At 51.4% G+C, this 24,840-nt stretch carries 25 protein-coding genes and 1 rRNA gene; 3 read left to right on the forward strand and 23 right to left on the reverse strand.

What is annotated here, in order from left to right; all coding sequences use genetic code 11:
* Positions 1-15: 15 nt before the first annotated feature.
* The 21 genes from dapG to rimP all read right to left on the reverse strand — a co-directional run bounded on the left by dapG (position 16) and on the right by rimP (position 18,062).
* A complete protein-coding gene (dapG, locus tag QQZ12_RS16320) occupies positions 16-1,245 on the reverse strand; it encodes an aspartate kinase (RefSeq protein ID WP_022738968.1) in 1,230 nt (409 codons plus the stop codon).
* Between the two features lie 16 nt (positions 1,246-1,261).
* Positions 1,262-2,299 (reverse strand): aspartate-semialdehyde dehydrogenase, encoded by a 1,038-nt coding sequence (locus tag QQZ12_RS16325; RefSeq protein WP_102992660.1) that lies wholly within the window; start codon positions 2,297-2,299, stop codon positions 1,262-1,264.
* 104 nt (positions 2,300-2,403) lie between these two features.
* A complete protein-coding gene (locus QQZ12_RS16330) occupies positions 2,404-3,006 on the reverse strand; it encodes a dipicolinate synthase subunit B (protein ID WP_284724664.1) in 603 nt (200 codons plus the stop codon).
* Positions 3,006-3,905, reverse strand: coding sequence for a dipicolinate synthase subunit DpsA (gene dpsA, locus QQZ12_RS16335; protein WP_102992662.1), 900 nt, complete (start codon positions 3,903-3,905; stop codon positions 3,006-3,008). The genes QQZ12_RS16330 and dpsA overlap by 1 nt, the downstream gene beginning before the upstream one ends.
* A 100-nt stretch (positions 3,906-4,005) precedes the next feature.
* On the reverse strand, positions 4,006-4,251 hold the full coding sequence (locus QQZ12_RS16340) for a YlmC/YmxH family sporulation protein (protein ID WP_284724665.1): 246 nt from the start codon (positions 4,249-4,251) through the stop codon (positions 4,006-4,008).
* A 102-nt stretch (positions 4,252-4,353) separates the two neighbouring features.
* On the reverse strand, positions 4,354-4,545 hold the full coding sequence (locus QQZ12_RS16345; protein WP_102992664.1) for an aspartyl-phosphate phosphatase Spo0E family protein: 192 nt from the start codon (positions 4,543-4,545) through the stop codon (positions 4,354-4,356).
* 16 nt (positions 4,546-4,561) lie between these two features.
* Complete coding sequence (gene dut, locus QQZ12_RS16350) at positions 4,562-5,005, reverse strand: dUTP diphosphatase (RefSeq protein ID WP_022738976.1); 444 nt, start codon at positions 5,003-5,005, stop codon at positions 4,562-4,564.
* Position 5,006: 1 nt separating this feature from the next.
* Entirely contained in the window at positions 5,007-6,251 is a 1,245-nt protein-coding gene (locus tag QQZ12_RS16355; protein ID WP_022738978.1) for a M16 family metallopeptidase, read from the reverse strand.
* Positions 6,252-6,307: 56 nt separating this feature from the next.
* On the reverse strand, positions 6,308-7,285 hold the full coding sequence (locus tag QQZ12_RS16360) for a polysaccharide deacetylase family protein (RefSeq protein WP_223247943.1): 978 nt from the start codon (positions 7,283-7,285) through the stop codon (positions 6,308-6,310).
* Between the two features lie 114 nt (positions 7,286-7,399).
* Positions 7,400-9,529: a polyribonucleotide nucleotidyltransferase gene (gene pnp, locus QQZ12_RS16365; RefSeq protein ID WP_284724666.1), complete on the reverse strand. Its 2,130-nt coding sequence runs from the start codon at positions 9,527-9,529 to the stop codon at positions 7,400-7,402.
* Between the two features lie 138 nt (positions 9,530-9,667).
* Positions 9,668-9,937: a 30S ribosomal protein S15 gene (gene rpsO, locus QQZ12_RS16370; protein WP_022738982.1), complete on the reverse strand. Its 270-nt coding sequence runs from the start codon at positions 9,935-9,937 to the stop codon at positions 9,668-9,670.
* Positions 9,938-10,076: 139 nt separating this feature from the next.
* Entirely contained in the window at positions 10,077-11,018 is a 942-nt protein-coding gene (locus QQZ12_RS16375; RefSeq protein WP_284724667.1) for a bifunctional riboflavin kinase/FAD synthetase, read from the reverse strand.
* On the reverse strand, positions 11,018-11,929 hold the full coding sequence (gene truB / locus QQZ12_RS16380) for a tRNA pseudouridine(55) synthase TruB (RefSeq protein WP_284724668.1): 912 nt from the start codon (positions 11,927-11,929) through the stop codon (positions 11,018-11,020). The genes QQZ12_RS16375 and truB overlap by 1 nt, the downstream gene beginning before the upstream one ends.
* On the reverse strand, positions 11,926-12,894 hold the full coding sequence (locus QQZ12_RS16385) for a DHH family phosphoesterase (RefSeq protein ID WP_102992669.1): 969 nt from the start codon (positions 12,892-12,894) through the stop codon (positions 11,926-11,928). Before QQZ12_RS16385 ends, truB begins: the two co-directional genes overlap by 4 nt.
* Before the next feature lies 1 nt (position 12,895).
* Positions 12,896-13,249, reverse strand: a complete 354-nt coding sequence (rbfA, locus tag QQZ12_RS16390) for a 30S ribosome-binding factor RbfA (protein ID WP_102992670.1) — start codon at positions 13,247-13,249, stop codon at positions 12,896-12,898.
* 28 nt (positions 13,250-13,277) lie between these two features.
* On the reverse strand, positions 13,278-13,559 hold the full coding sequence (locus QQZ12_RS16395; protein WP_022738988.1) for a DUF503 domain-containing protein: 282 nt from the start codon (positions 13,557-13,559) through the stop codon (positions 13,278-13,280).
* 1 nt (position 13,560) lies between these two features.
* Positions 13,561-15,810: a translation initiation factor IF-2 gene (gene infB, locus QQZ12_RS16400; protein ID WP_431606319.1), complete on the reverse strand. Its 2,250-nt coding sequence runs from the start codon at positions 15,808-15,810 to the stop codon at positions 13,561-13,563.
* A gap of 50 nt (positions 15,811-15,860) precedes the next feature.
* Positions 15,861-16,160 (reverse strand): YlxQ family RNA-binding protein, encoded by a 300-nt coding sequence (locus QQZ12_RS16405; RefSeq protein ID WP_022738991.1) that lies wholly within the window; start codon positions 16,158-16,160, stop codon positions 15,861-15,863.
* Positions 16,153-16,431, reverse strand: a complete 279-nt coding sequence (rnpM, locus tag QQZ12_RS16410) for an RNase P modulator RnpM (protein ID WP_022738992.1) — start codon at positions 16,429-16,431, stop codon at positions 16,153-16,155. Before rnpM ends, QQZ12_RS16405 begins: the two co-directional genes overlap by 8 nt.
* A gap of 21 nt (positions 16,432-16,452) precedes the next feature.
* Positions 16,453-17,577 carry a transcription termination factor NusA gene (gene nusA / locus QQZ12_RS16415; RefSeq protein WP_102992672.1) on the reverse strand — a complete coding sequence of 375 codons (1,125 nt, stop codon included), beginning with the start codon at positions 17,575-17,577 and terminating at the stop codon, positions 16,453-16,455.
* A gap of 23 nt (positions 17,578-17,600) precedes the next feature.
* Positions 17,601-18,062: a ribosome maturation factor RimP gene (gene rimP / locus QQZ12_RS16420; RefSeq protein ID WP_102992673.1), complete on the reverse strand. Its 462-nt coding sequence runs from the start codon at positions 18,060-18,062 to the stop codon at positions 17,601-17,603.
* 410 nt (positions 18,063-18,472) lie between these two features.
* On the opposite strand from rimP, the gene QQZ12_RS16425 reads away from it, so the two are divergent.
* Both QQZ12_RS16425 and pepF read left to right on the forward strand, forming a co-directional pair.
* Positions 18,473-19,375 (forward strand): EamA family transporter, encoded by a 903-nt coding sequence (locus tag QQZ12_RS16425; RefSeq protein ID WP_284724669.1) that lies wholly within the window; start codon positions 18,473-18,475, stop codon positions 19,373-19,375.
* Positions 19,376-19,472: 97 nt separating this feature from the next.
* A complete protein-coding gene (gene pepF / locus QQZ12_RS16430) occupies positions 19,473-21,290 on the forward strand; it encodes an oligoendopeptidase F (protein ID WP_102992675.1) in 1,818 nt (605 codons plus the stop codon).
* A gap of 62 nt (positions 21,291-21,352) precedes the next feature.
* Here the strand turns inward: pepF and msrB are convergent, their stop codons facing one another.
* Positions 21,353-21,799: a peptide-methionine (R)-S-oxide reductase MsrB gene (msrB, locus tag QQZ12_RS16435; protein ID WP_102992676.1), complete on the reverse strand. Its 447-nt coding sequence runs from the start codon at positions 21,797-21,799 to the stop codon at positions 21,353-21,355.
* A 239-nt stretch (positions 21,800-22,038) separates the two neighbouring features.
* On the opposite strand from msrB, the gene QQZ12_RS16440 reads away from it, so the two are divergent.
* Positions 22,039-24,423: a penicillin acylase family protein gene (locus QQZ12_RS16440; protein WP_284724670.1), complete on the forward strand. Its 2,385-nt coding sequence runs from the start codon at positions 22,039-22,041 to the stop codon at positions 24,421-24,423.
* Positions 24,424-24,654: 231 nt separating this feature from the next.
* On the opposite strand, the gene QQZ12_RS16445 is transcribed toward QQZ12_RS16440, so the two are convergent.
* Positions 24,655-24,840, reverse strand: a 16S ribosomal RNA gene (locus QQZ12_RS16445); the annotation flags it as partial.

Consider the following 24,840-nt stretch of genomic DNA (forward strand, 5'->3'; position numbering starts at 1 on the left):
CATTCCTCCATTTGTTTAAGAAAAGTGTATGTTGTGCAAGTCGAATTTTCTATGAAGGGCGCGCACGGCTTTCACCATGTCTTCCCCGCGAACCAATACCCAAATCGTCGTATGCGAATCAGCCGATTGGAGTATTTGAATGTCTTCTTCCGTCAGGGCTTCGGAAATCTTGGCCATCACTCCTGGCACTCCCGCGATGCCCGCCCCGACGACCGACACTTTGGCGCATCCCCCGGTCAACTCCGGATGGAGACCCAATCCGGTCAGCAATTCGGCCGCCCGCTCTGCCATCCCGTCATACACGGTATACGCGATCTCGCTGGGGTTGACACTGATGAAGTCGACGCTGATCCCATGATCTGCCATCGTTTTGAACACTTTAAGCTGTGAATCGTATTGACCTTGTTCCAACCGAATTTTGATCTGCGTCACATCAGCCATCTGGGTAATCCCGATAATGGTCAAATCCCTAACTTCCCCGGCCAGGCGATCGGATTCCGTCGCATTGGTCACCAATGTCCCCGGATGATCCGACATCGTGGATCTTACGCGAATCGGGGTGTTGGTTTGCATCGCAATCTCTACCGCGCGCGGATGAATCACTTTGGCTCCTTGAAAAGCGAGGTTGCACATTTCTGTGTAAGTAACCCTCTCTAGGTAGGAAGCGTCATCCACAATACGGGGGTCTGCTGTCATAATCCCTTCGACATCAGTAAAAATATCTACATAATCAGCGCGCAAGGCCACGCCCAACGCCGTCGCAGTCGTGTCGCTCCCGCCTCGGCCAAGGGTGGTGATTTCACCATCCGTTGTCTGCCCTTGGAAGCCAGCCACTACCACTACCTGATTCCCTTCCAACTCCCGCAGGATTCGCTTGGGGTTAACTGTAAGAATCTGGGCATTGGTATGATGGTCATTCGTGATGATTCCCGCTTGTCCACCAGTCAACACAACATTCTTGATCTCGTGTTTGGTCAACATGCTCGAAATCGTGGTTGCAGAGATGATTTCACCGCAGCTCATCAGCATGTCTTTTTCGCGCGGCGTAATCTGGTCATCGTATTGCTTCGGCAATTGCAACAGCGTATCCGTCGCGTAAGGGTCCCCTTTTCTGCCCATCGCCGACACTACGACAACCAAGCGGTATTCTTCCGCCAAGGCTTTTCTAATATGGTGCAAAACCCGAGCCCGTTGTTCAGGTGTGGCAACGGAGGTTCCGCCAAATTTTTGCACTAAAATCCCCATGACATATCCCTTCTCTTCATCTATCTTGATCGATGAGCGCTTCGGCGATTTGGACGGCGTTGGTGGCCGCACCTTTTAACAAGTTGTCAGACACAACCCACATATTTAAGCCGCGTGGATGCGTCAAATCCCGCCGCAGGCGGCCAATAAATGTTTCCATCCGATCTGTCGCCTGAAGCGGCATCGGATACACTTGCTCTTGAATATCGTCTTGCACAACGACTCCCGGAGCCTCACTCAACAGTTGCCGAACCTCTTCTAAATCATACTCCGACTTTAACTCGACGTACACCGATTCGCTATGGCCGCGCACCACCGGAACGCGTACGCACGTGGCTGTAACGCCGATGCTGTCGTCACCTAAGATTTTTTTGGTTTCATTGACCATTTTCATCTCTTCAAAGGTATATCCGTTTTCCTGTCCCACATCAATCTGAGGAATCACGTTAAACGCGATTTGATAATGTTTATCCAATTTGCCTACCGGCAGGACGGACGGCGTCACCTCTTCACCGTTCAACACAGCTTTGCTTTGCTCTTCCAGCGCGATAGCCGCTTTCCAGCCGGCACCGGATACCGCTTGGTAGGTTGATACGATGATCCGCTCAATGCCATATCGATCCAACAGCGGTTTCAACGCGACAACCATTTGGATCGTCGAGCAGTTCGGGTTTGCGATAATTCCTTGATGCTCTTTGATTTTGTCCGCATTCACCTCAGGCACAATCAGCGGCACTTGGGGATCCATCCGAAAAGCACTGGAGTTGTCAATGACCACCGCGCCCCGTTTCACGGCTTCCGGAGCCAACACTTTGCTCACGTTCCCGCCTGCACTAAAAAGGGCGATCTCCACGCCTTCAAATGCTTCCGGCGTCGCTTCCTGAATCGTGACTTCCTGTCCCTTGAAAGAAATCGTTCCCCCCGCCGAACGCTTTGAAGCGAGCGGACGCAATTCTTTCACCGGAAACTCCCGTTCTTCCAAGTATTTGACCATCTGTTGTCCCACAGCACCCGTTGCGCCCACAACCGCTACTGTATATCCTTGTATTGTCATAAGTATCATTCCCTCCCAAGCAGCACGCTGTTCATTATGACAAATGTCCCCTAAATCCCATTTCTCGTTTAGGGGACAAATAGGCTTATTAATAGCATACTATATTATTTAGCCAAATCCCGATATTTTTCAACTATTAATGGTTGCAGTTGTCTCCCTTCGATCGCGGCGAGACACGTCTCAGGTATCATCTCCATTCGCGCAACCATTGATTTGGGCTTTTTTTCCGGCGCGTCTTGGCCGAAAGGAACGAAATAGATATCTTTTGCCGCGAGTAGGCGGGCGAGGTTCATCGCATTCAATCCTAACGCGTCATTGGTGGAAATGGCAAGCACAACCGGCCGATGATTGCGCATTTGCGCCTTGGCGGCCATCAAAATCGGCCCATCCGTCATGGCGTTGGCCAGCCGCGACAGCGTGTTGCCCGTGCAAGGAGCGATCAGCATGCAGTCCAATGTCTGTTTCGGCCCGAACGGTTCAACTTCCGGCACCGTCATGAGCGGCGTCCGCCCAGTGATATCCTCGATCTTCCGCCGCCAATCTTCCGCCGTTCCAAACCGGCTATCTACTGTCGCGACGGTGTGAGAAATGATCGGGATCACCTCCGCCCCTAAGGAGACCAGTCGTTTCATCTGCGGCAACACTTCATCATGTGTGCAATGCGACCCTGTCAAACCAAAGCCGATGGTGTACCCTTGGAAGTTCATCAAACGTTCCCCTCCTTTTGAAGTTCCATCGGTTTCAACAACTGCGTAATGGTTCGAGCCAAAATCCGGCCCGCCGTTTTAGGTGCGACGATCCCCGGCAAGCTGGGGGCCAAGATCGCTTTAATGCCCCTTTTCTCGGCAAAGGCGTAATCGACTCCACCCGGCTTGGAAGCCAAATCGATGATCACCACGTCGTGCGGGCAATGTCTGAGCGTCTGGGCTGTAATGATCGGCGCCGGGATCGTGTTGAATATCAAATCCGCCTCTTTCACATGTTGGTTAAGCTCCCGGGTGTCAAACGCCTTGAACCCCATTTCAAACGCGCGCGCGTGATGGGCAGAACTGCGAACCCCCACTCTTACATCGGCACCGATGGCATGCAGGACGCGAGCCAATGAAAGGCCGCATCGTCCCATCCCCAACACTAAGCAGATCGATCCGTGTAGTGTAATATCCGTGTTCTGAATAGCCATCATCAAAGCGCCCTCTACCGTGGGGATTGAATTGTAGATCGCCACGTCGTCCCGTTGCATCAATTCAATCAGCTCAATCCCATACCTTGCGCACAAATCCTTCAAATACGGCTTGGCGATTCCCGCAAATACGATGCAATGCGCCGGCAGTGAAGAGAGGTGCTCTTCCGTGAGGATGAGCGTGTCAGAAGTGAACACACTGCTTACATGTCCGTGTTCATCGGTTCCCACAATCGGCAAAACAAGCACATCTGCTTTGCTTAACACTTCGGTCGACAATTCTTTGAGAGAAGCCCCGCTGAATGGGCTTTGTAGATTGTCATAACCGATGAGGCTGACGCGGGCATTCATCTGAATGCAGCTTTTGATCACTTCCAACTGCCTTGCATCACCACCGAGGAAGACCACATGCTTGCCAGTCAGCATTTGCTCACGACCCCTTTCCCAGGGAAAATAATTGATTGAATAAGGGCGCATGCCAAAGTTCTATCCTTGCTTGCATCATATGTCACAGGTGGAATAGGGGTTACCTTTTTTCTGAGTGGGTGTCCACAATGACGATTTCCGGACCGATTTTTTTGATCATCGCCCAAGATAAAGCCAGATGCCGGGCGTTTTTCTTAAGCCACGTGCCTCTCGCCGTTTCCAGCAAAATGCCTTCGATTTTTCCCGTCATCGGATTAAATTCCATATCAGCCGCCGCAAAACTGCCCAGTTTTTCCCCATTGCTCACATCCACGCATTCTTTGACGGCAAATTCACTCCATCTCATCATTCGCCCTCCTCATTTGGGGTGCTGTTATTGAATGTATGGTTTACTTGTGGACATATGACTGAAAAACGAAAGAAACCCGGGGAGTATCCCGGGTCTACGTCAACCAATGCGTGTTTGGCGGCATATTCGTTTCGCTTTTTGCATAGCGACGATGAGTGTGTCCAATCGTTTGGAAAGCGGTAACACATGCTCCGCAGACAGCCGTGAGGGTTCACCCTCCACGGACTGGTGCAGCTGCGAGCGAAGGCGTTCCATTTCTTGTTCCAGATGGCTCAGCGACTCTTCGGTCATGCAGATCCCCTCTTCCTTATCTGCCCGTATGACCAAATCCGCCTGATCCGCGCGCGGTATCGTCCAATTGTTCCACCACTTGGATTTCCACTTGCGGAACCGACATGAACACCAATTGAGCAATCCGTTCTCCACGTCGGACCACAAATGCCTCATCTCCCAGATTAAGCATGATCACTCCGATTTCTCCGCGGTAATCGGCATCGATGGTGCCAGGCGTATTTAACACCGTAATCCCATGCTTTAAAGCCAAACCACTGCGCGGGCGCACTTGCGCTTCAAGTCCATTCGGCATTGAAATCGCAATGCCGGTTTTGATTAATTTCCACTTACCCGGTTCGATGAGCACTTCTCCATGTATCGCCGCATGCAAATCAAAACCGCTGGAGCCTGTGGACATTTTCACTGGAAGAGGCAAATCTTCGTTTCCTGGTAATTGAATTAGTTTGACATCAATCAACTTAGTTCCTCCTAAAGGCAGCCGGCACCTTGGCGTCTGGGGATATTAGGGCGAGCGACATGGGGGAAGCGATCATTTCCCGAGCCAAGTCATTCACATCGTCCAGCGTGATGTTCTCCACGCTTTCCACGATTTCATCCAATGAGAGGTGACGGCCCAAAAGTAATTCATTTCGACCTAATCGGCTCATGCGGTTGTTGGTGCTTTCGAGTCCCAGCATGAGGTTGCTTTTCAACTGCTCTTTGGCCTTAACCAACTCCGCATGGGAGATGCCCTTGTCTTTCACTTGCATCAAGATGTGCTGGACGCAATCGACCACTTCTTCTTCCTGTCCATGTTTAGTCCCCGCGTAAATGGCGAAAATTCCCATGTCCCGGTGGGCTGAATGGTATGAGTAGACAGAATAGGCCAATCCGCGCTCTTCGCGTATTTCTTGGAACAAGCGCGAGCTCATGTTGCCCCCTAAGACATTGTTAAGCAACACCAGTGTGTAAATCCGCGAGTCTTTGACAGCGAGACCGGGCAAACCGATGCACAAATGCGTTTGCTCCGTCGGTTTTTCCTTCACTTTTGTGCCTGGGGTAAAGACCGGGAGATGATCTGTTCGCGCTAAGGTCTGGCCTTGGTACCCGCTGAAAACCTCTTCCAGCTGTTCGAGATAATCATCTGGCAAGTTGCCCGCCAAAGCCACCACCACTTGTTGCGGCGTATAGTATTGCTCACGGTAGCGCACCAAATCTTGCCGGGTAAAACTCTCAACTGTCTCCACACTTCCCAAAACGGGATACCCTAGCGCGTGATGCCCAAGAGATGCCTCGGATAAAAGATCATGCACCAAATCGTCCGGTGTATCTTCCACCATCCGGATTTCTTCGATGATCACCTTTTTTTCCTTTTCAATCTCCTCATCGGCAAACACCGATTCAAAAAACATATCCGCCAGGACATCAAGTGCTGTTGGGAAATGTTGATCCAGCACTTTGGCGTAATAACAAGTAATCTCTTTGGATGTGAACGCGTTTACCTGGCCCCCGATTTCATCAAACGCTTCCGCCAACTGACGGGCCGACCGCTTTTTGGTTCCCTTGAACAGCATGTGCTCAATGAAGTGGGAGATGCCGTTATTTTGCGGTGTCTCACGCTCGGAGCCCGTTCCGACCCAAATCCCAAAAGCGATCGAGCGGACATGGGGAATCTTCTCAGCAACTATGCGCACACCATTTGGAAGCGTATGTTTAACGATCACACAGGATCCTCCTTCTCATAAAAAACAATATCCCTACTATATCAAAACTCTCTTGTTCACTCAATCGTCTCCAGCCGTTCCGATGAGAGCAACTGCCCAACTGGCAACCATCGGCACCCCTTCTCCTTCATTGTGCGCAAAATCAGCGGTAATGCCTCCACCGTCCGATCCGTGGGATGGGTCAACAGCAAGTGGCCGGGGCCCATAGCCTCCTTCACCTTGTTCACCATCATTGCGGGGGAAACCGACTTGCGCCAGTCAACTGTATCTACGGTCCATAATACAGTATGCATTCCGTGAGCCGCAGCAACGGCCACCACCCGTTGGTTGAAATCGCCTGCGGGCGGGCCAAACCAGCGGCTCTTGACGCCAAGCGTTTTTTCAATCAGCTGATTCGTTTTGCTAATTTCTTCATTCATTCGCTCTGGGGTCAATTGACTCATCATCGGATGGGAATAAGCGTGGTTGCCTATTTCATGCCCATCTTTCACTATCCTCCGAGCCATGTCTGGATTTTGTTTAAGCCATGATCCGTCCAAAAAAAACGTCGCTTTCACGTTTTCCTGCCGCAATATTTGCAACATTTTTGGCAAATGTTCGGTTCCCCAAGCTACATTTACCATCAACGAGACGGCCTTCTTTTGCTCATTCCCCCGGTAAATAGGATGGGCGCCCAGTTCTTCCATGGGTACAGCTGGCTTGACTTGGCGGTACACCCAGCGGATGGGGAGATTCCGTTTCTGCTTTTTGGTCTCTTTGATGGTGGCTTCAATATCCACTTCTCTCCCGTTTAATCCGGGAATGAGCTTCCACACCCGATCAACCCGCGCATCAATTGGCGGAATGGCCCGTTTGGGGGCTTCTGCTTGGATTTGCTTGCGCAACAACTCATCTTCATCCGCATGTGCCCATACCGGGATATCCTTCCCTTGCTTCACAGCAGTCACATAAGCTTCCATGAACGGTGTATCTGCCATGAAAAACAGCAGCAAAACGATAAGGATAAAGGCCGTTAATCTGGCTGGGAAGAACAAGGTGTCCACCTCCTTTATTCCTACCTTATGCGGGTGGACAATTCCCTATTCTGCTGAAGTCTATAGGCGTAAAAAAAGAGGCAGATCGCTCTGTCTCTTTTTGCCTCTCTTGTTTCACTTGCTATGTTTTTTCTGCTCGGTGTTCTTATCCTCTTGTTTGAGAAGCACTTTGCGCGAGAGATTAATCCGACCTTGATCATCGATTTCCGTCACTTTGACCTTGATGGAATCACCGACATTAACCACATCTTGCACTTTGGCGACACGGTTTACATCAAGCTGTGAAATGTGGACTAACCCTTCCTTGCCTGGGAACAGCTCCACAAAGGCTCCGTATTTTTCTACTCGCTTCACTGTGCCAACGTAAATCTCGCCGACAACTACTTCACGAACCAAATCCTCAATAATCTTCTTGGCCCGTTCGTTTTGGCTCGTTTCCGGGGAAGCGATATAAATGCGGCCGTCTTGCTCGATGTCGATCTTCACGCCGGTTTCTTCGATGATCTTGTTGATCACGCGCCCGCTCGGCCCGATGACGTCACGGATTTTGTCGGGGTGAATGCGCATGGTCAGGATTTTTGGAGCGTATGGGGACAACTCTTTGTTCGGCTCGCTGATGGTCGCCTCCATGTTGTCCAAAAGGATCATCCGCGCTTTTTTGGCTTGTTCCAGCGCCCGTTCGAGAATCGAGCGGTCAATGCCGGAGATTTTGATGTCCATTTGCAACGCAGTCACGCCGCGGCGCGTTCCAGCCACCTTGAAGTCCATGTCGCCCAAATGATCTTCCATGCCTTGAATATCGGTCAACACGACCACTTTGTTGTCTTCTTTCACCAATCCCATTGCGATACCGGCGACTGGCGCTTTGATCGGCACCCCTGCATGCATCAAAGCCAAAGTGGAAGCGCAAATGCTGGCTTGCGAAGTGGACCCGTTGGATTCCAACACTTCGGATACGAGGCGAATGGTGTATGGGAACTCGTCTTCGGATGGAATCACTTGTTCCAATGCCCGTTCACCCAGGGCTCCATGGCCAATCTCGCGGCGTCCCGGCGCACGGATCGGTCTCGCTTCCCCTACGCTAAACGGCGGGAAATTGTAATGGTGCATGAAACGCTTTGACTCCTCCAGATCCAAGCCGTCCAAAATCTGCACATCACCCAAGGCCCCCAAGGTACAAACGCTAAGCACTTGGGTTTGACCCCGCCGGAACAGACCGGAACCATGTGTGCGCGGCAAAATGCCAATCTCGCTGGAAAGCGGACGAATTTCCTCCGGATTGCGACCGTCTGGCCGTTTGCCTTCTTCGACGATCAGGCGGCGCACTTCTTCCTTCACAATCTTGTCCAACACAGCGTTGATATCTTTTTCATGTTCGGCGAATGCCTCTTCGCCCAATTCTTCCAACATCTGTTCAAGGGTTTGCTTTTTCACTTGATCAATGGCATCCTGACGGGCCTGCTTTTCCGTCACTTGCACGGCGGCAAGCAAGGAGTCGGTGGCCAAAGCGCGCACCCGCGCGTCAATCTGCTCGTCTACCTGGTACAGCTGGACTTCCATTTTCGGTTTGCCCACTTGCGCCACGATCTCTTCTTGGAAGGCCACAATCTTCTTGATTACCTTATGACCGAGGAGGATCGCTTCCAAGATCGTTTCTTCCGGAATCTGTTTTGATCCCGCTTCCACCATGTTGATGCCTTCTTTTGTTCCCGCCACAACCAGGTGTAGGTCGGATCGCTCTTGTTGCTCAACCGTCGGATTGATAACCAGTTTGCCATCGACACGCCCTACGATTACGCCGCCGATCGGCCCCCGGAATGGGATGTCAGAGATGGACAGTGCGGTGGATGCACCGATGAGTGCCGCGATCTCTGAGGAACAATCTTGATCGACGGACATCACAATCGTGACCACTTGCACTTCATGCCGGAACCCCTCATCAAACAACGGGCGAATGGGTCTATCGATCAAACGGCTGGCCAAAATGGCTTTATCGCTCGGGCGGCCTTCTCGCTTGATAAACCCGCCCGGGATTTTGCCCACAGCATACAAGCGCTCTTCATAATTGACTGTCAATGGAAAAAAGTCCGTATCACGTGGTTCTTTGGAAGCGACCACCGTCGCCATCACGACTGTATCTCCATAACGAACCATGACGGAACCGTTAGCTAACCCAGCAAATTTCCCAATTTCAAGTACGAGTTTGCGTCCTGCTAATTCCGTTTCAAATAGTGCTGATTCCATAGTACAAGTATTTCCCCCTCTCAAGAAAAACACACACAAACATTCCATACTTCTTCATATGTACAGTATGTTCCTTCTCTTAACTTTTTAAAAGGAAGGTAAGATAAAAAGCGGGGCAAAAATGCCCCGCTTGTGTTCTTATCGACGCAGACCAAGCTTTTCAATGAGTTCGCGATAACGGGTGATGTCTTTGTTCTTCAAATAGTTGAGCAGGTTACGACGCTGACCAACCATTTTCAGAAGACCACGGCGGGAATGATGATCTTTCTTGTGGTCTTTCAAGTGAGCGTTCAGCTCATTGATACGATGAGTCAGAATGGCGATTTGCACTTCCGGGGAACCCGTATCGCCTTCGTGTTTTTTAAATTGGTTGATGATATCTCTTTTTACTTCATTGGTTAATGCCATGTCTCATATCCTCCTTATTCTAATCCCCCTTAACCCAGACCACCGTCGAGGCCTCGGCCATCCGAGCTAGGGTTGTCGTGGCATGTTTGCCACCGGAATAGTATAGCATAACATAGTGTGTTGCACAAGAAGCGGGCGCTTATTTCGCGTAGATTTGCAACCACTCTTCCGCATGTTGTTTATCTTGGCTGATTTGCTTGATCAGTTCATCGACGCCTGAGAATTTTTTCTCTTCGCGAATGAACGACAAGCATGAAACCCGTAACACTTTTCCGTACAAATTCGCATGTTTGTCAAGCAAATGCACTTCCAGCATTTCCTGCGGCGTCGGATCAGAAAAAGTAGGGCGCACTCCGATATTCATCAGGCCGTGGGCTGGCTCCCCGTCCACAGTCACGCCGACGACGTAAACCCCGCGGCGCGGAATGAGGTATGGGGCGGTCAGCCGCAAATTGGCGGTCGGAAAGCCCATCTGCCGCCCCCGCTTGTCGCCGTCCACCACCACGCCTTCAAAGGAATAAGGCCGTCCCAAAATGCGAGTAACCAATGTCATATCCCCATCAGCCAGCGCTTGGCGCAATCGGGTGCTACTGACCGGCCCTTCCCCCAGATCAATTTGATTTACCACGCGTGTAACGAACCGGCCCTGTGCCAGGTTGGCCAAGTCAGTCGCCGTACCGGTTGCCTTGCGGCCAAAAGTGAAGTTGAAGCCAGTCACAACCCCTTTGACCCCCAACGGCAACAACACTTCCTCTACAAACGCTTCTTTGGACAGCGCCGCAAAGGTCAAATCGAATTTCATTACAATCGCCCGTTCCACACCCAACTTGGCAAACTGCTTCAACTTTTCGTCAAGTGGCGTCAAATAGCGGGTGATGTGAGCCTGCCCCAACACATCCCGCGGATGGGGGTCGAACGTCATCACCGCGGGGCGGGCATGAAGCTCTTTCGCCAACTGGATGGCTTCACCAATCACCGCTTGGTGACCGCGATGCACCCCGTCAAAGTAACCGATCGCCAGCACCCATTCAGCCTCAGGCGTTTGCGGAATAAAAGGGTAAGTCATATGAATGATTTCCATCAGCGTTCCACATCCCGAAATACTTTTTCCGGCTTGGCCCGTCCAGCCGAGCCCATGCGGTACAAGGCCAAAAAAGCCCCTGTGTCCGCATACACCCGAAATAATTGTCCCGCTTCCACTCCGCTTTCGTCAAGAGTCAGCCAGCCGCCGTCCAACACTTTTTTCGCATCGACCCCGTTGACGGTCACCGCTGGGAAATGAGTCAATCCACCGTCGATCGGTGTTAAAACGCTTTTCCATTCCGCTGGCCCGCCCAACGCTTCCAACTCGGCGATAGTGTAACAATCTTCCAAGCGGAAAGGTCCACTCTGAACCCGGATCAAAGAGGCCATATGCGCCGGATATCCCAAGGCTTTGCCCAAATCCACACACAACGTCCGCACATACGTCCCTTTGGAGCAAAGTACTTCAAAATGGATAACCGGATATCTGCCCTCTTCCAGTTCCAATAACTTTAGCTCATGGATGGTCACCTTCCGGCTGGGGCGCTCCACCACTTTTCCTTCCCGGGCCAACTGATACAATCGTTTGCCCTCGATTTTCACGGCAGAATACATAGGCGGCACCTGCTCAATCTCACCCACAAAGCGCTGAATGACTGATTCAACCCCTTCTCGTGTGATGTCAGGTACCGCCTCCACTTGTTCTGTCACCTGCCCGGTTTGATCCTCCGTATCCGTCGCGACGCCAAGCCTAAGCGAGCCGCGGTAACGTTTCGGCAACGCTTGCACATACTCCACCACGCGAGTCGCCTGCCCTAAGCAAATGGGCAACACTCCCTCCACCTCTGGGTCCAATGTGCCGGTGTGCCCCACCCGCTTTTGCTTGGCCAAGCGACGTATGGCTGCCACCATGTCGTGCGAAGTACGGCCGCGTGGTTTGAATACCGGCAAAATCCCATGCATTGTCATCTTGCTTCACTCCTAAGTTGCGAACGGATCTCCGCCAACACGCTCGCTTCCGCTTCCGCGATGGTGCCCTGCACGGTGCAACCCGCCGCCCGGGCATGGCCGCCGCCGCCAAACTGCTTGGCCACTCTCCCCACATCGACAATCTCGCGCGAACGCAGACTGACTTTGACCGTCTGGGGTTGCTCCTCTCTAAACAAGATTCCCACATCAACCCCTAAAATATTGCGGGCGTAGTTGACGATGCCATCCAAATCATCATGGGACGCATTTGCAATATCGGCCTTGGCCAACTTCATCCACGCGACCAATCCGTCATCCGTTTGCTGGAGTGTCCCTAGCGCCGCCTTTAATAAACGCAATTGGGGCAGTGTCACCGTCTCAAGCACTTGATCGGCAATCTGGTGGAATGAGATGCCCATCTCCACCAATTTGGCCGCTTGCCGCAACACCTTCGGAGATGTGTTGGAATATCGGAAACCGCCGGTGTCGGTCAACAATCCCGTGTAAATATGGGTTGCCAGCTTCTCATTCCACCCCACGCGGCTTTGGTCGATCCAATCATAGAGTATCTCCGCCGTTGCCGCCGCTTGCGGCTGGACGATGTTCATCGTTCCAAACGAATCATTGGTGGCGTGATGATCGATATTGACCACGGAAGCACCAGGGGCGATCAATTCGCAGCAAGCCCCCATCCGAGCCCGATCAGCGCAGTCCAAAGCCACCACCCGCTCAAAGGTTTCGCTGACTTCATGGACTTGCTTCACTTCGTCCGCTCCCGGAAGAAAAGCGAACTTCTTAGGCAATGGGGACTCGTTAACCATAACCACCTGTTTTCCCATTGCCTGTAACATCGTTCCCATGGCAAGCGTAGAGCTGATCGCGTCTCCATCCGGGTGGATGTGAGACACGACCAGCACACGATCCGCTTCTTCAATCCATTGTTCCAAAGGTTGAATCCAGTTCATCTTACTCTTTCTCCTGTGTATTGACTTCAGTCAACAAACGGGAAATATGCTCTCCCCGGTCCAGCGAATTGTCTATGACAAAAACGAGCTCTGGAACATGGCGCAATTTGATGCGGCGGCCGACTTCAGAGCGAATGTATCCTTTTGCTTTCTCCAAACCGGACAAGGTTTGCGATTTTTGATCGGCGCTTCCCATCACACTGATGTAAACTTTGGCCACTTGCAAATCACCGCTCATCTCCACCGCCGTCACCGTTACAAAGCCGATGCGTGGATCTTTGATTTCTTGCTGGATGATCTGGCTCAATTCTTTCTTCACTTGCTCTCCAACACGGCTAACACGAATGCGCGCCATGGTCTACCCCTCCTACTTGCACATGTATTCACATAAAGGTGATAGAGGTATAAGTCACTTCCAACCCATCCGTATTTTCCAACACGGTGAGGGCCTGTCGCAACTCCTGTTCCACAACCTTCGCATGACTGCCCACACCGACGACGGCCAAGGCGGTAAGCTGCCGGTTGTCTTGATAACCCACTTCCGCAACGGACAAATTGAACTTGTTGCGCAGTTTCGCCTGCGCGCTTTGAATCACACGCCGTTTGTCCTTTAAGGAAGCAGAGACGGGCACGCGCCCCTCCACTTCCAACAATCCGATGTGCACGTTATGTCCGCTCCACTTCTTCAATCACATAAACTTCGATGACATCTCCTTCTTTGATGTCATTGTAGTTTTGCACCGTCAAGCCGCATTCATACCCTTGTGCCACTTCTTTGGCATCGTCTTTGAAACGCTTGAGGGTGTCCAGCTTGCCTTCATGCACAACCACGCCGTCGCGGATGAGGCGGATGTGCCCGTCGCGCACCACTTTACCTTCTGTGACGTAACACCCAGCAATGGTACCCACTTTGGACACTTTGAAGATTTGACGCACTTCAGCGGTACCCACCACACGCTCTTCAAATTCAGGGTCTAACAACCCTTTCATCGCGGCTTCGATCTCTTCGATCACGTTGTAAATGATGCGGTGCAAGCGGATATCCACTTTTTCCTGCTCCGCCATCGCTCTGGCGTTTGGTTCTGGACGCACGTTAAACCCGATCACGATGGCGTTGGACGCAGAAGCGAGGATGATGTCGGATTCCGTAATTGCCCCGGCACCCTGATGGATGATCTTGACTCGTGCGCCTTCTACGTCGATTTTTTCCAGAGAACCCCGCAACGCTTCTGCCGAGCCTTGTACGTCAGCTTTGATGATCACGTTCAAGTCTTTCACTTCCCCTTGTTGGATCTGCTTGAACAGATCGTCCAAGGATACGCGGCTGTTCGCGCCAAGCTCTTCTTCACGTTGCTTTTGCAGGCGCTTGTCTGCAATTGCCCGGCCTTTCTTCTCATCCTCAAACACCATAAATTGATCACCGGCGTTGGGCACGTCAGGCAAACCGAGAATTTCCACCGGCGTCGATGGCGGAGCCACTTTCACCCGACGTCCGCGGTCATTGACCATTGCGCGGATTTTGCCAAAGAAGTTGCCCGCGACAACCCCATCGCCCACTTTCAACGTTCCGTTTTGTACCAATACGGTCGCGACCGGCCCACGGCCTTTATCCAGCTCGGCTTCGATTACGACGCCACGCGCCCGTTTGTTGGGATTCGCCTTGTATTCTTGCACTTCTGCTACCAGAAGAATCATTTCCAACAGCTCATCAATGCCTGTTCCCGCCAACGCTGACACGGGAACGAAAATCGTGTCGCCACCCCATTCTTCTGGTACCAGACCATGCTCTGTCAATTGTTGCTTGACGCGGTCGGGATTAGAGTCTGGTTTATCGATCTTGTTGACCGCCACGATGATCGGCACTTCCGCCGCCTTAGCGTGGTTGATCGCCTCAATCGTCTGTGGCATGACACCGTCATCTGCGGCGACAACCAAAATAGTGATGTCAGTCACTTGCGCCCCGCGTGCGCGCATGGTTGTAAACGCGGCGTGGCCAGGAGTGTCAAGGAAAGTGATTTTCTTGCCCGATACCTCCACTTGGTACGCGCCGATATGCTGGGTGATACCACCCGCTTCCCCAGCGGTCACATTGGTGTGGCGGATTTTATCAAGCAAGGTCGTTTTACCGTGGTCAACATGCCCCATGATCGTAACTACAGGAGGACGTTCAACCAAATCCTCTGGAGCATCTTCTTCCACTTGCTCCTCGAAATTGCTTTCATCCACTTCCTCAACGTACTGGACTTTCACATCAAACTCGTCCCCGATGACAACCATGGTCTCCACATCGATTTCTTGGTTGATCGTGGCCATGACCCCATGCATGAGCAACTTCTTGATGACGGCAGAAGCCTCACGGCGCAGGAGCTTGGCGAAGTCCCCAACAGAAAGCGGGCCGGACACGGTGATTTCTTTTGGTAACACGGGTGCCTGTTTTTCGCGTTGTTCAGACCCGCGGCGGTCTCCCTTGCGGCGATTGTTACGGCCGCCTTTGCCGCCCGATCCAGACGAAGCGTGCCCTTTTCCGCCATTAGATTTGTTAAACTTCCCTTTGCGATTGTTGTCCGACTTTTTGCCACCAAAGGCATTTCCGGCATTGGACGTGCCGGCCGATTGCGCGTCATTAGCCCCGTCATTGGCTGGGCGTTTATTTTGATTTCTTGGTGATTGTTGGTTTGGCCGATTGTTTTGACGAGCCCCCCGGTTTTGCCCTTGGTTCTTTTGAGCATTCGGGTTTTGCTTCGGCTTCTTTTCTCCCTGCGGCTTCTCTTCTTTACTGTTAGAAGACTTTTTTACATCGTTTATATACTGTTCCACTTTTTGGATCATTCCTTCGTTCATCACGCTCATATGGTTATTTAATTTCATATCCATACGTTCTAAAATGTTAAGCACTTCCTTGCTGCTCATCTTCATCTGTTTGGCGTACTCATATACTCGGATTTTGGCCAATCCATTCACCCCCGTCAGTTACTCGAAAGCTTACGGAACGAACGGGCAAATCCCTCATCGAGTATAGCGATCACCACCCGTTCTTCTTTGCCGATTGCAGCTCCAAGCTCCCCCCGGGTACCATATCGAATCAACGGCACGCCATAGGAAGAGCATTTGTCCGTCACTTTCTTTTCCACATTCTTCGCGGCGTCCGTGGCCAGGAAAACCAGCCGCGCCTTACCCGATCGGATCTCTTGAATGACTAGCTCTTCACCTGAAACCACTTTTCTCGCCCTCATAGCGAGACCCAACAACTGTAGCATCTTATTCATTCAGGTCCATCCCTTTTACCACTTCGCGCAGTTCGTCGTAAATTTCGGATGGAACTTGTGCTTTAAGGGCCCGGTCCAGCGCTTTTTTCTTTTGCGCCATGTCGATGTATTCCAACTTGGCACACAAGTACGCTCCGCGCCCCGATTTTTTCCCGCTCGGATCAATGATGATCTCGTTGTCGGGTGTACGAACAATACGAATTAAGTGCTTTTTTGGGAACATTTCCTGAGACGCCACGCATTTGCGCATGGGAACCTTCCGTTGCTTCATCGTTCAAGCAACCTCCCCATTTTATAACATTTCATCCGCTTCATGTGCGGGTTCGGCTTCCTCCGCTACCTGCTCAACCAGCATCGGCTCTTGTTCAATGGGTTCGCCGGCCTCTTGCGCTTCGGATTCGCTCTTGATGTCGATTTTCCAGTTGGTCAGTTTGGCAGCGAGGCGAGCGTTTTGCCCTTCTTTGCCGATGGCCAGCGACAACTGGTGATCCGGCACGATCACGCGCGCCATCTTTTCTTCCTCATACACGGTGACACTGATCACTTTGGACGGGCTGAGCGCATTAGCAATCCACTCTCCGATGTCTTCTGACCAGCGAACAATGTCGATTTTTTCCCCTTTTAATTCATTTACAACCGTTTGCACGCGTTGTCCGCGATGGCCCACACATGCTCCCACGGGATCGACATCCTCATTGCGCGAAGAAACGGCCACTTTAGAACGTTGTCCGGCTTCGCGGGCGATGGCGCGAATTTCGACCACGCCTTCGTAGATTTCTGGCACTTCCAACTCAAACAATCTTTTCAACAAACCAGGGTGGGTGCGAGAAAGGAAAATCTGCGGGCCTTTCGTCGATTTTTCTACCTTGGTAATGTAAGTTTTTACGCGATCTCCATGTTTAAAGCGTTCACCCGGAATCACTTCTGCATGTGGCAAAAGAGCTTCCACTCTACCCAGATCCACATAGTAGTGGCGGTTGTCGGCGCGTTGCACGATCCCGGTGATGATATCCTCTTCACGGTCAATGAAGTCTTTGTAGATCGCCGTGCGCTCCGCCTCGCGGATGCGTTGCGTCACCACTTGTTTGGCAGTTTGCGCCGCAATACGGCCAAAATCAGCCGGAGTCACTTCAATCTCGACGATATCGTCTAATTGGTAGTTCGGGTCCAATTCACGCGCAGCTGCCAAGCTGATTTCCAAGCGCGTGTCCAACACGTCCTCAACCACTGTTTTGCGCGCGAACACGCGCACTTCTCCGTTATGGCGGTTAATGTCGACCCGCACGTTTTGTGCAGAGTGAAAGTTGCGCTTATAACCGGAGATCAAGGCTGCTTCGATTGCTTCGATCAATATGTCCTTGCTAATCCCTTTTTCTTTCTCTAATTGACCGAGGGCTTCGATGAACTCAGCATTCATCGGCCAACATCCTCCCTTCGTTTTTAAAAAACGATCGCTAAACGGGCTTTCGCCACTTTTTCCCGTGGGATGTGCACCGTTTTCTTTTTCTCCTCTACCGTCAAAGAGACGCTGTCAACCTCTTTCAATACGCCTTCGAACACCTTTTGCCCGTCAATCGGCTCATAGGTTGTCACGTGCACATGTTTGCCGATAGCTTTGTGGAAATCGTTTTCTTTTTTTAGTGGTCTTTCAGCCCCAGGAGAAGAGACTTCCAGTATGTAAGCGCCTGGAATGGGATCAGTCTCGTCAAGCACTTCGCTCAGTCGCTCACTGACGCGGCTGCAATCGTCCAAGTCCACTGGTTTTTCTTCGCGGTCAATAAATACGCGCAAAAACCAGTTTGTCCCTTCCTTTTTATACTCAATGTCGACTAATTCCAGTCCTTCTGCCTCTATGATCGGAAGTGCGATCTTCTCCACAACCTCTGACACTTGTCGGCTCAAGGCCAACCCTCCTTATTTTGAGCCAATTCGATATCACCCCTAGCAAAACGGAAAGAGTGGGTCAGCACCCACTCTTTATTGCCAACAGATGTATCTACACTAAGTATAGCCAACGTGATTATAACACAATCAGCAAAATGCATGCAATTGCCTTTCACGGAAAAGCATAGGGTGCAGGCTTCGTTATCCTTTATCATGCACAAAAAAAAGATTTACATGAAATTGATGTGCTAATCCAGATTTACATGTTAAAATTCAATAGGATTATAAAAATATACAATATTATCCTTTATTCCACTAAACAGGCAATGTGCTGAAACCATGGGGAATTTTGTTGTTTCCAGCATGGTTCCAAGCGGTTTTTGTGATTTATTTTTTAATCTGGTTGTAACTAGATAGGGAGTGGTTCGATGAGTCGCACACAAGCGAGCATCTATGTATTGATGGGCGCATCATCCTACGGTGTGGTGTCCACGATCACCAAACTAGCCTACCAACACGGGTTCGCCACGGGAGAAATCACGGGTAGCCAAGTGTTTTTTGGTTGTCTCTTTCTGTGGCTGGTTGCCTTGCCAGCCTGCGCCAAAACGAAGCGGCTTTCTCGCAAAAGCCTGCTGTCTCTAATTATGTGTGGGATGGTGTCCGGTTTGACGGGAATCTTCTATTATCTATCCCTCAAGGCGCTGTCCGCCTCCTTTGCCATCATCCTCATGTTCCAATTCACTTGGATCGGTCTCCTGTTGGAATGGATGCGCACGCGGGTGAGACCCCGCTGGAATCACTGGTTGGCCACAGCTATCATCTTGAGCGGGTCGTTGCTAGCCAGTGCTTCCCAACTCAACGGCACCTCGCTTCATGCGAAGGGGATTTTCTTCGGTTTGCTGTCCGCTTTGACTTATGCGCTGTTCATTTATTTCAGCAATTTCGTCGCAACCGACGTCAATCCGATGATTCGTAGCGCCAGCTTTGTAACCGGCGGATTGTTTACTAACCTACTTATCTTCTCCCCCGCTTTTCTCATCGAGGGGAAGCTATTTGACGGCTTGTGGTTCTGGGGTCTTTTGCTCGGTTTGTTCGGCTCTGTCATCCCTACCATATTGTTTATGAAGGGCATCCCTCACATTGGCTCCGGGCTCGCCTCCATCTTGGGTTCCGTCGAATTGCCAGCGGTCATCGTCGTAGCGGCATTCTTTTTGCATGAACAGCCCACTATGCTTCAATGGGCCGGGGTGTTGCTGATCCTGCTCGGCATCTTGATATCCGAGGCTCCAAACATCATCGGGAGGCGATCGATTTCTGCCAAACAATCGTGATTTTCCGCCGCTCTCGAAAGGGTGACAAAACCGTTCGCAGATCGAATTTTGTTCCCCTTTCGAGTATAATAGTAAAAAAGAGGTAAGGGGGCTTTCTATGTCCAAGCAACAAAACAGCAAGCAACTGCCACATCGTTCGGAAGTGCCGGTGGAATACACTTGGCGTTTGGAAGATATTTTCGCAACCGACGATCTTTGGAACGAAGAGTTTGACAAGGTGAAAGCCTTGATACCCAAAGCCGCAGATTTCAAAGGGACATTGGGCGATTCAGCCGAATCCTTGTTGCGCGCGCTCAAGTTCAGGGATGAATTGCACATGCGCCTTGAACAATTGTATACATACGCCCACATGCGGTATGACCAAGACACCGCCAATTCCTTCTATCAAGCGCTTGATGCACGGGCAAAAAGCTTGTTCGCAGAAGCGGGAAGCGCGCTCTCTTTTATGACACCAGAACTCCTTTCCATCAGCGAAGACAAAATCAAAGCGTTTCTCGCGGAAAACAGTGAACTCCGCGTGTACAGCCACGCGTTGGAAAAGCTGAACAAAAAACGCCCGCATGTATTATCCGAAAAAGAGGAAGCCATTTTGGCCCAAGCGGCTGATGTATTGGGCGCTTCCGCTACGACCTTTGGCATGTTAAACAACGCCGATCTCACATTCCCAACGATCGTGGATGAAGACGGCACGCCTGTACAAATCACACACGGCCGCTACATCAAACTGATGGAATCGAGCGACCGGCGGGTGCGGAAAGAAGCATTTGAAGGCTTGTACCATACGTATGACAAATTTAAAAACACCTTCGCCAGCACCCTGAGTGGAGTAGTCAAGAAAAACAGCTTCTACGCCAAGGTTCGCGGATACGATTCAGCCCGTCACGCCGCCCTGAGCAACAATCACATACCGGAAACCGTGTATGACCAGCTCGTCAACACAGTAAATGAGCATTTGCCGCTTTTGCACCGCTATCTGGAAATCCGCAAACGGGCATTGGGATATGAAGAACTGCACATGTATGACATCTACAACCCACTGGTGCCAGACGCGAAGATGAAAATCACCTATCCCGAAGCACAGCAAAAGTTGCTGGAAGGCCTGGCCGTCATGGGGGATGAATATATCTCCATCCTGAAAGAAGCGTATGAAAATCGCTGGGTAGACGTGATGGAAAACAAGGGCAAACGCAGCGGCGCGTACTCCTCTGGCTCTTATAGCACCAACCCTTACATCCTGATGAACTGGCAAGACACCGTCGACAACCTGTTCACTTTGGCCCACGAATTCGGGCATTCCGTACACAGTTACTACAGCCGCAAAAATCAACCTTATATCTATGGCGATTACACCATCTTCGTCGCTGAAGTCGCTTCAACCTGCAACGAGGCTCTGTTGAATGACTACTTGATGAAACACACCACCGACAAGCAACAAAAACTTTATCTTCTCAACCATTATCTCGACTCTTTCCGTGGCACCGTGTTTAGACAAACGATGTTCGCCGAGTTCGAGCATACCATCTACCAAAAGGCGCAAGCCGGCGAGGCGTTAACACCTGATCTGCTCACTTCGCTGTACTATGCACTCAATCAGAAATACCATGGCGAAGCGATGATCAGTGATAAGGAAATCGGCCTAGAATGGGCCCGCATTCCCCATTTTTATTACAATTATTACGTATACCAATACGCCACCGGGTTCAGCGCGGCCACAGCACTGTCCAAACAGATTTTGACTGAGGGCAAACGCGCCGTTGACCGCTACACAGAGTTCCTCAAAGCGGGCAACTCTGACTACCCGATCGAAGTGCTGAAGAAAGCAGGTGTCGACATGACGACTGCTGAACCGATTCGGTTGGCGTTGAAGGACTTCGAAGAGAAACTGAATGAGCTGGAGCAACTCCTCTTTGCTTGAGCGAGATGAAAACCGAACCGGCCCGGCGCATGTTGATAGCGCCGGGCCGGTTCATTTCCCCCTCATTTTTCAAACAGTGGCAAATACTCGCCGTATCCCTCTTTAACCAACTCGTCCTTCGGTATAAAGCGCAGGGCCGCGGAGTTAATGCAATAGCGGAGGCCATTCGGTCCGGGGCCGTCGTCAAACACATGTCCCAAATGCGAATCCCCGTCTTTGCTTCTGACTTCCGTACGAATCATCCCATGGCTTGTGTCTAGCTTTTCGACGATTCTGTCTGGCTCCACCGGTTTAGTAAAACTGGGCCAGCCACATCCAGAGTCAAACTTGTCCATGGAGGTGAACAATGGTTCGCCCGATACGATATCCACATACAGCCCTTCTTCGTCATGATCCCAAAATTCATTTTGAAACGGAGGCTCAGTCCCATTTTCTTGCGTAACTCGATATTGCAGGGGCGTTAAGCGCGCCTTTAATTCTTCAGGACTAAAAGGCTTTTTTTTATCCATGGCATGTACCTCCCCAAGGCAGTTTTCCGTTTCTTATTATCTTAACCTTTTGCAACCATCCGTTGCATTCCCCCCAAAAAAACATTTCCCCCTCACAGAGTTTTTCACAGGACGAGTTGGGCTAATGGATCGAGCAATTCCCTCTCCATCAGCAACAATTAATTTATATTTCACAAAAACATTTATTATTGTGATAATTATATTATTGACCTTCGCAAACAAAGGAGCTGAAGTACGAAATGACCACCCCGCTCACCAAGCACCCCAAGCGCATCCCGGTCTGGCGGACGCTACTCATCACTCTCCTCCTGCTCGTCCTGTTGTCGGCCGGAACCGTCAGTCTCTTCGTGCTCCATCTGCTCCCCCAGACAACCGGGGAAGTGAAGTTACCTGGACTGAGAGCTCCTGTACAAGTGACACGCGATTCACAGGGAGTGCCGCATATCAAAGCGCAAAACGAGCATGACCTGTACATGGCCCAAGGCTATGTCACCGCGCAAGACCGTCTCTTTCAAATGGACATGTCCCGGCGTTTAGCATCCGGTCAATTGAGTGAAGTGGTGGGAAAGTCGGCATTAGACAAGGATAAGTTTTTCCGAACGCTGGGATTGCGCCGGGCAGCCGAACGCTCTTACGAAGCTTACTCCGATGAAGCCAAACGCATCTTGTCCGCTTACGCCAAAGGAGTGAATGCATATATCAATGAAGCCAAACGGAATCACCGATTGCCACTGGAATTCACCCTTGCCGGTTATAAACCGCGTCCTTGGACACCGGTCGATTCCCTAATCATCGGCAAATATATGGCGTATGACTTGGGCGGCAAATGGAAGGGGCAAGCGTTTCGCTACCTGATGCTGATGCAATATCCACAGGCAAAAGCACTAGATTTGTTTCCGCCAGAAACGGACCGCACGATCCCCAGCGGTCAGTTGGCCGTCCCATCAAAACGCGCGCTCTCCCAATTGACCACCAATTTGGCCAAAGCCCCTTTCCCGGCAGCGTACAACGGCAGTAACAACTGGGTCATCTCCGGTAGCAAAACGGCGACAGGCAAACCCCTGTTAGCCAACGACCCGCATCTGGGGCTTCATCTGCCATCCATCTGGTACCAAACCACATTAAGCGAACCGCACAGACAGGTGAGTGGCGTTGTTTTCGCCGGAGTTCCCGGCGTAATCTTGGGACACAATGAGGCTATCGCTTGGGGCGTCACCAACTTGGCCCCGGATGTGGAAGATCTCTACATCGAGAAACGCCATCCACACAACCCCGATCTCTTTCTGTACAAAGGCAACTGGGAACAGGCGAAAATCATCACAGAAACCATCCCTGTGAAAGGGCAACAGCCTGTGCGGCACACGGTGCGGATCACCCGTCACGGCCCCATCGTCTCCGAATGGGCTGATCCTAAGCAAAACTTGCCAGCTGACACGGCCTTTGCCCTGCGCTGGACCGCTTTGGAACCGACAACCGAATTTGAAGCAACCTTGCGAATCAACCGAGCGCATAATTGGGAAGAATTCAAAAAAGCACTGACCTATTTTGAAGTACCGGCCCAAAACTTCGTCTTCGCCGGTTCGGACGGCACCATCGCATACCGGGCCAATGGCAAAATTCCAGTGCGCAAAGGGAACCGAGCTTTGCCCGTCCCCGGATGGACCGATGAATATGAATGGAATCGCTTCATCCCTTGGGAGGAGTTGCCGACGATCGTCAACCCATCCAGCGGATACATCGCCACGGCCAACCACCGGGTGTTTTCGCACGAATATCCTCACCATATCGCCAGCACGTGGTCTCCCCCATATCGAACCCAACGGATCCATGAAGTATTGGCTAACAAAGACAAGCTGACGACAACGGACATGAAGCGCCTACAAAGCGACGAAAAAAACCTGCAAGCGGCCCGAATGGCACCCTTGCTCTTGCAGCAACTAGACTTTAAGCGATTATCCGCCACCGAGAAAAGTGCCGCCCACCTGATGGAAAAGTGGAACCACTATGACACCGCCGACGCAGCGGCACCATTTATTTACCACCTATGGATGGAAGAAATCAAACAACAATTGTACCGATCGCTTCATCCGAAACTGGCAGAACTGTTTGATGAAAAAGACATCGTCGCCGACACCTTGCTTTCCCAAGCCGCACGCGGTGAAGAAAGTGACTGGGTGACTCAGGCAGGGGGAATCAAAAAACTGTGCACCGAAGCACTCCAACGCGCCGTGAAGCGAGCCAGCAACTTGCAGGGAGCTGATCCTACTGCTTGGCGGTGGGGCGAATTCCACCAAATCACATTTACCCATCCACTCAGTGTAAAAAAGCCGCTCAACCTCCTATTCGATTCTGCCGGCTATCCGGTAGGTGGAAGCGAACATACCGTCCGGGCCATGGGTTGGAGCAAACAAACTGGCACAGTCGATCATGGCGCCCCTTGGCGTACTGTTGTCGATGTTGGCAACTTAAGCCAAGCCGAGCATCTGTTGGGCCCTGGACAATCGGGGCAACTGGGCAGCGACTGGTATGATGACCAAACGGAAAACTGGACGATGAACCGTTACTACCGCACCACCATCCAAGCCCCGGCCACCTCTGACCATCAGTTGCGACTCGTTCCGTAATATTCAAACATAACTAGCGGAGCATATTCAGCCACCCGTTTTTTCGTTGGACAAATTAAAAACTGCCAATCCGATTTGGATTGGCAGTTGCTTGCATTCCCTGAAAACTAAAGAGTGAGTGTCACGTGACCTGCGTTGAAGGGCTTAGTGCGTTTCGCACTTCGTCCTTCACGTCCCGCGAGCTTCGCTCGTCGGGGATTCCGTTTGTTTGCTCTAGAAAGAGCTCCTTAGAAAGGAGGTGATCCATCCCCACCTTCCGGTAGGGATACCTTGTTACGACTTCACCCCAATCATCTGCCCCACCTTCGGCGGCTGGTTCCGTAAAGGTTACCTCACCGACTTCGGGTGTTGCAAACTCTCGTGGTGTGACGGGCGGTGTGTACAAGGCCCGGGAACGTATTCACCGCGGCATGCTGA

The organism is Laceyella tengchongensis, from assembly GCF_900182735.1.
GTDB classification, from domain to species: domain Bacteria; phylum Bacillota; class Bacilli; order Thermoactinomycetales; family Thermoactinomycetaceae; genus Laceyella; species Laceyella tengchongensis.

What these genes read in the sequence shown, in the direction of transcription:
- dapG (WP_022738968.1), bottom strand. Translation starts at nt 1,245, where the DNA reads ATGGGGATTTTAGTGCAAAAATTTGGCGGAACCTCCGTTGCCACACCT.
- QQZ12_RS16325 (WP_102992660.1), bottom strand. Translation starts at nt 2,299, where the DNA reads ATGACAATACAAGGATATACAGTAGCGGTTGTGGGCGCAACGGGTGCT.
- QQZ12_RS16330 (WP_284724664.1), bottom strand. Translation starts at nt 3,006, where the DNA reads ATGAACTTCCAAGGGTACACCATCGGCTTTGGTTTGACAGGGTCGCAT.
- dpsA (WP_102992662.1), bottom strand. Translation starts at nt 3,905, where the DNA reads ATGCTGACTGGCAAGCATGTGGTCTTCCTCGGTGGTGATGCAAGGCAG.
- QQZ12_RS16340 (WP_284724665.1), bottom strand. Translation starts at nt 4,251, where the DNA reads ATGAGATGGAGTGAATTTGCCGTCAAAGAATGCGTGGATGTGAGCAAT.
- QQZ12_RS16345 (WP_102992664.1), bottom strand. Translation starts at nt 4,545, where the DNA reads ATGACCGAAGAGTCGCTGAGCCATCTGGAACAAGAAATGGAACGCCTT.
- pnp (WP_284724666.1), bottom strand. Translation starts at nt 9,529, where the DNA reads ATGGAATCAGCACTATTTGAAACGGAATTAGCAGGACGCAAACTCGTA.
- rpsO (WP_022738982.1), bottom strand. Translation starts at nt 9,937, where the DNA reads ATGGCATTAACCAATGAAGTAAAAAGAGATATCATCAACCAATTTAAA.
- QQZ12_RS16375 (WP_284724667.1), bottom strand. Translation starts at nt 11,018, where the DNA reads ATGGAAATCATTCATATGACTTACCCTTTTATTCCGCAAACGCCTGAG.
- truB (WP_284724668.1), bottom strand. Translation starts at nt 11,929, where the DNA reads ATGACAATGCATGGGATTTTGCCGGTATTCAAACCACGCGGCCGTACT.
- QQZ12_RS16385 (WP_102992669.1), bottom strand. Translation starts at nt 12,894, where the DNA reads ATGAACTGGATTCAACCTTTGGAACAATGGATTGAAGAAGCGGATCGT.
- rbfA (WP_102992670.1), bottom strand. Translation starts at nt 13,249, where the DNA reads ATGGCGCGCATTCGTGTTAGCCGTGTTGGAGAGCAAGTGAAGAAAGAA.
- infB (WP_431606319.1), bottom strand. Translation starts at nt 15,810, where the DNA reads ATGAAGATGAGCAGCAAGGAAGTGCTTAACATTTTAGAACGTATGGAT.
- QQZ12_RS16405 (WP_022738991.1), bottom strand. Translation starts at nt 16,160, where the DNA reads ATGAATAAGATGCTACAGTTGTTGGGTCTCGCTATGAGGGCGAGAAAA.
- rnpM (WP_022738992.1), bottom strand. Translation starts at nt 16,431, where the DNA reads ATGAAGCAACGGAAGGTTCCCATGCGCAAATGCGTGGCGTCTCAGGAA.
- nusA (WP_102992672.1), bottom strand. Translation starts at nt 17,577, where the DNA reads ATGAATGCTGAGTTCATCGAAGCCCTCGGTCAATTAGAGAAAGAAAAA.
- QQZ12_RS16425 (WP_284724669.1), top strand. Translation starts at nt 18,473, where the DNA reads ATGAGTCGCACACAAGCGAGCATCTATGTATTGATGGGCGCATCATCC.
- pepF (WP_102992675.1), top strand. Translation starts at nt 19,473, where the DNA reads ATGTCCAAGCAACAAAACAGCAAGCAACTGCCACATCGTTCGGAAGTG.
- msrB (WP_102992676.1), bottom strand. Translation starts at nt 21,799, where the DNA reads ATGGATAAAAAAAAGCCTTTTAGTCCTGAAGAATTAAAGGCGCGCTTA.
- QQZ12_RS16440 (WP_284724670.1), top strand. Translation starts at nt 22,039, where the DNA reads ATGACCACCCCGCTCACCAAGCACCCCAAGCGCATCCCGGTCTGGCGG.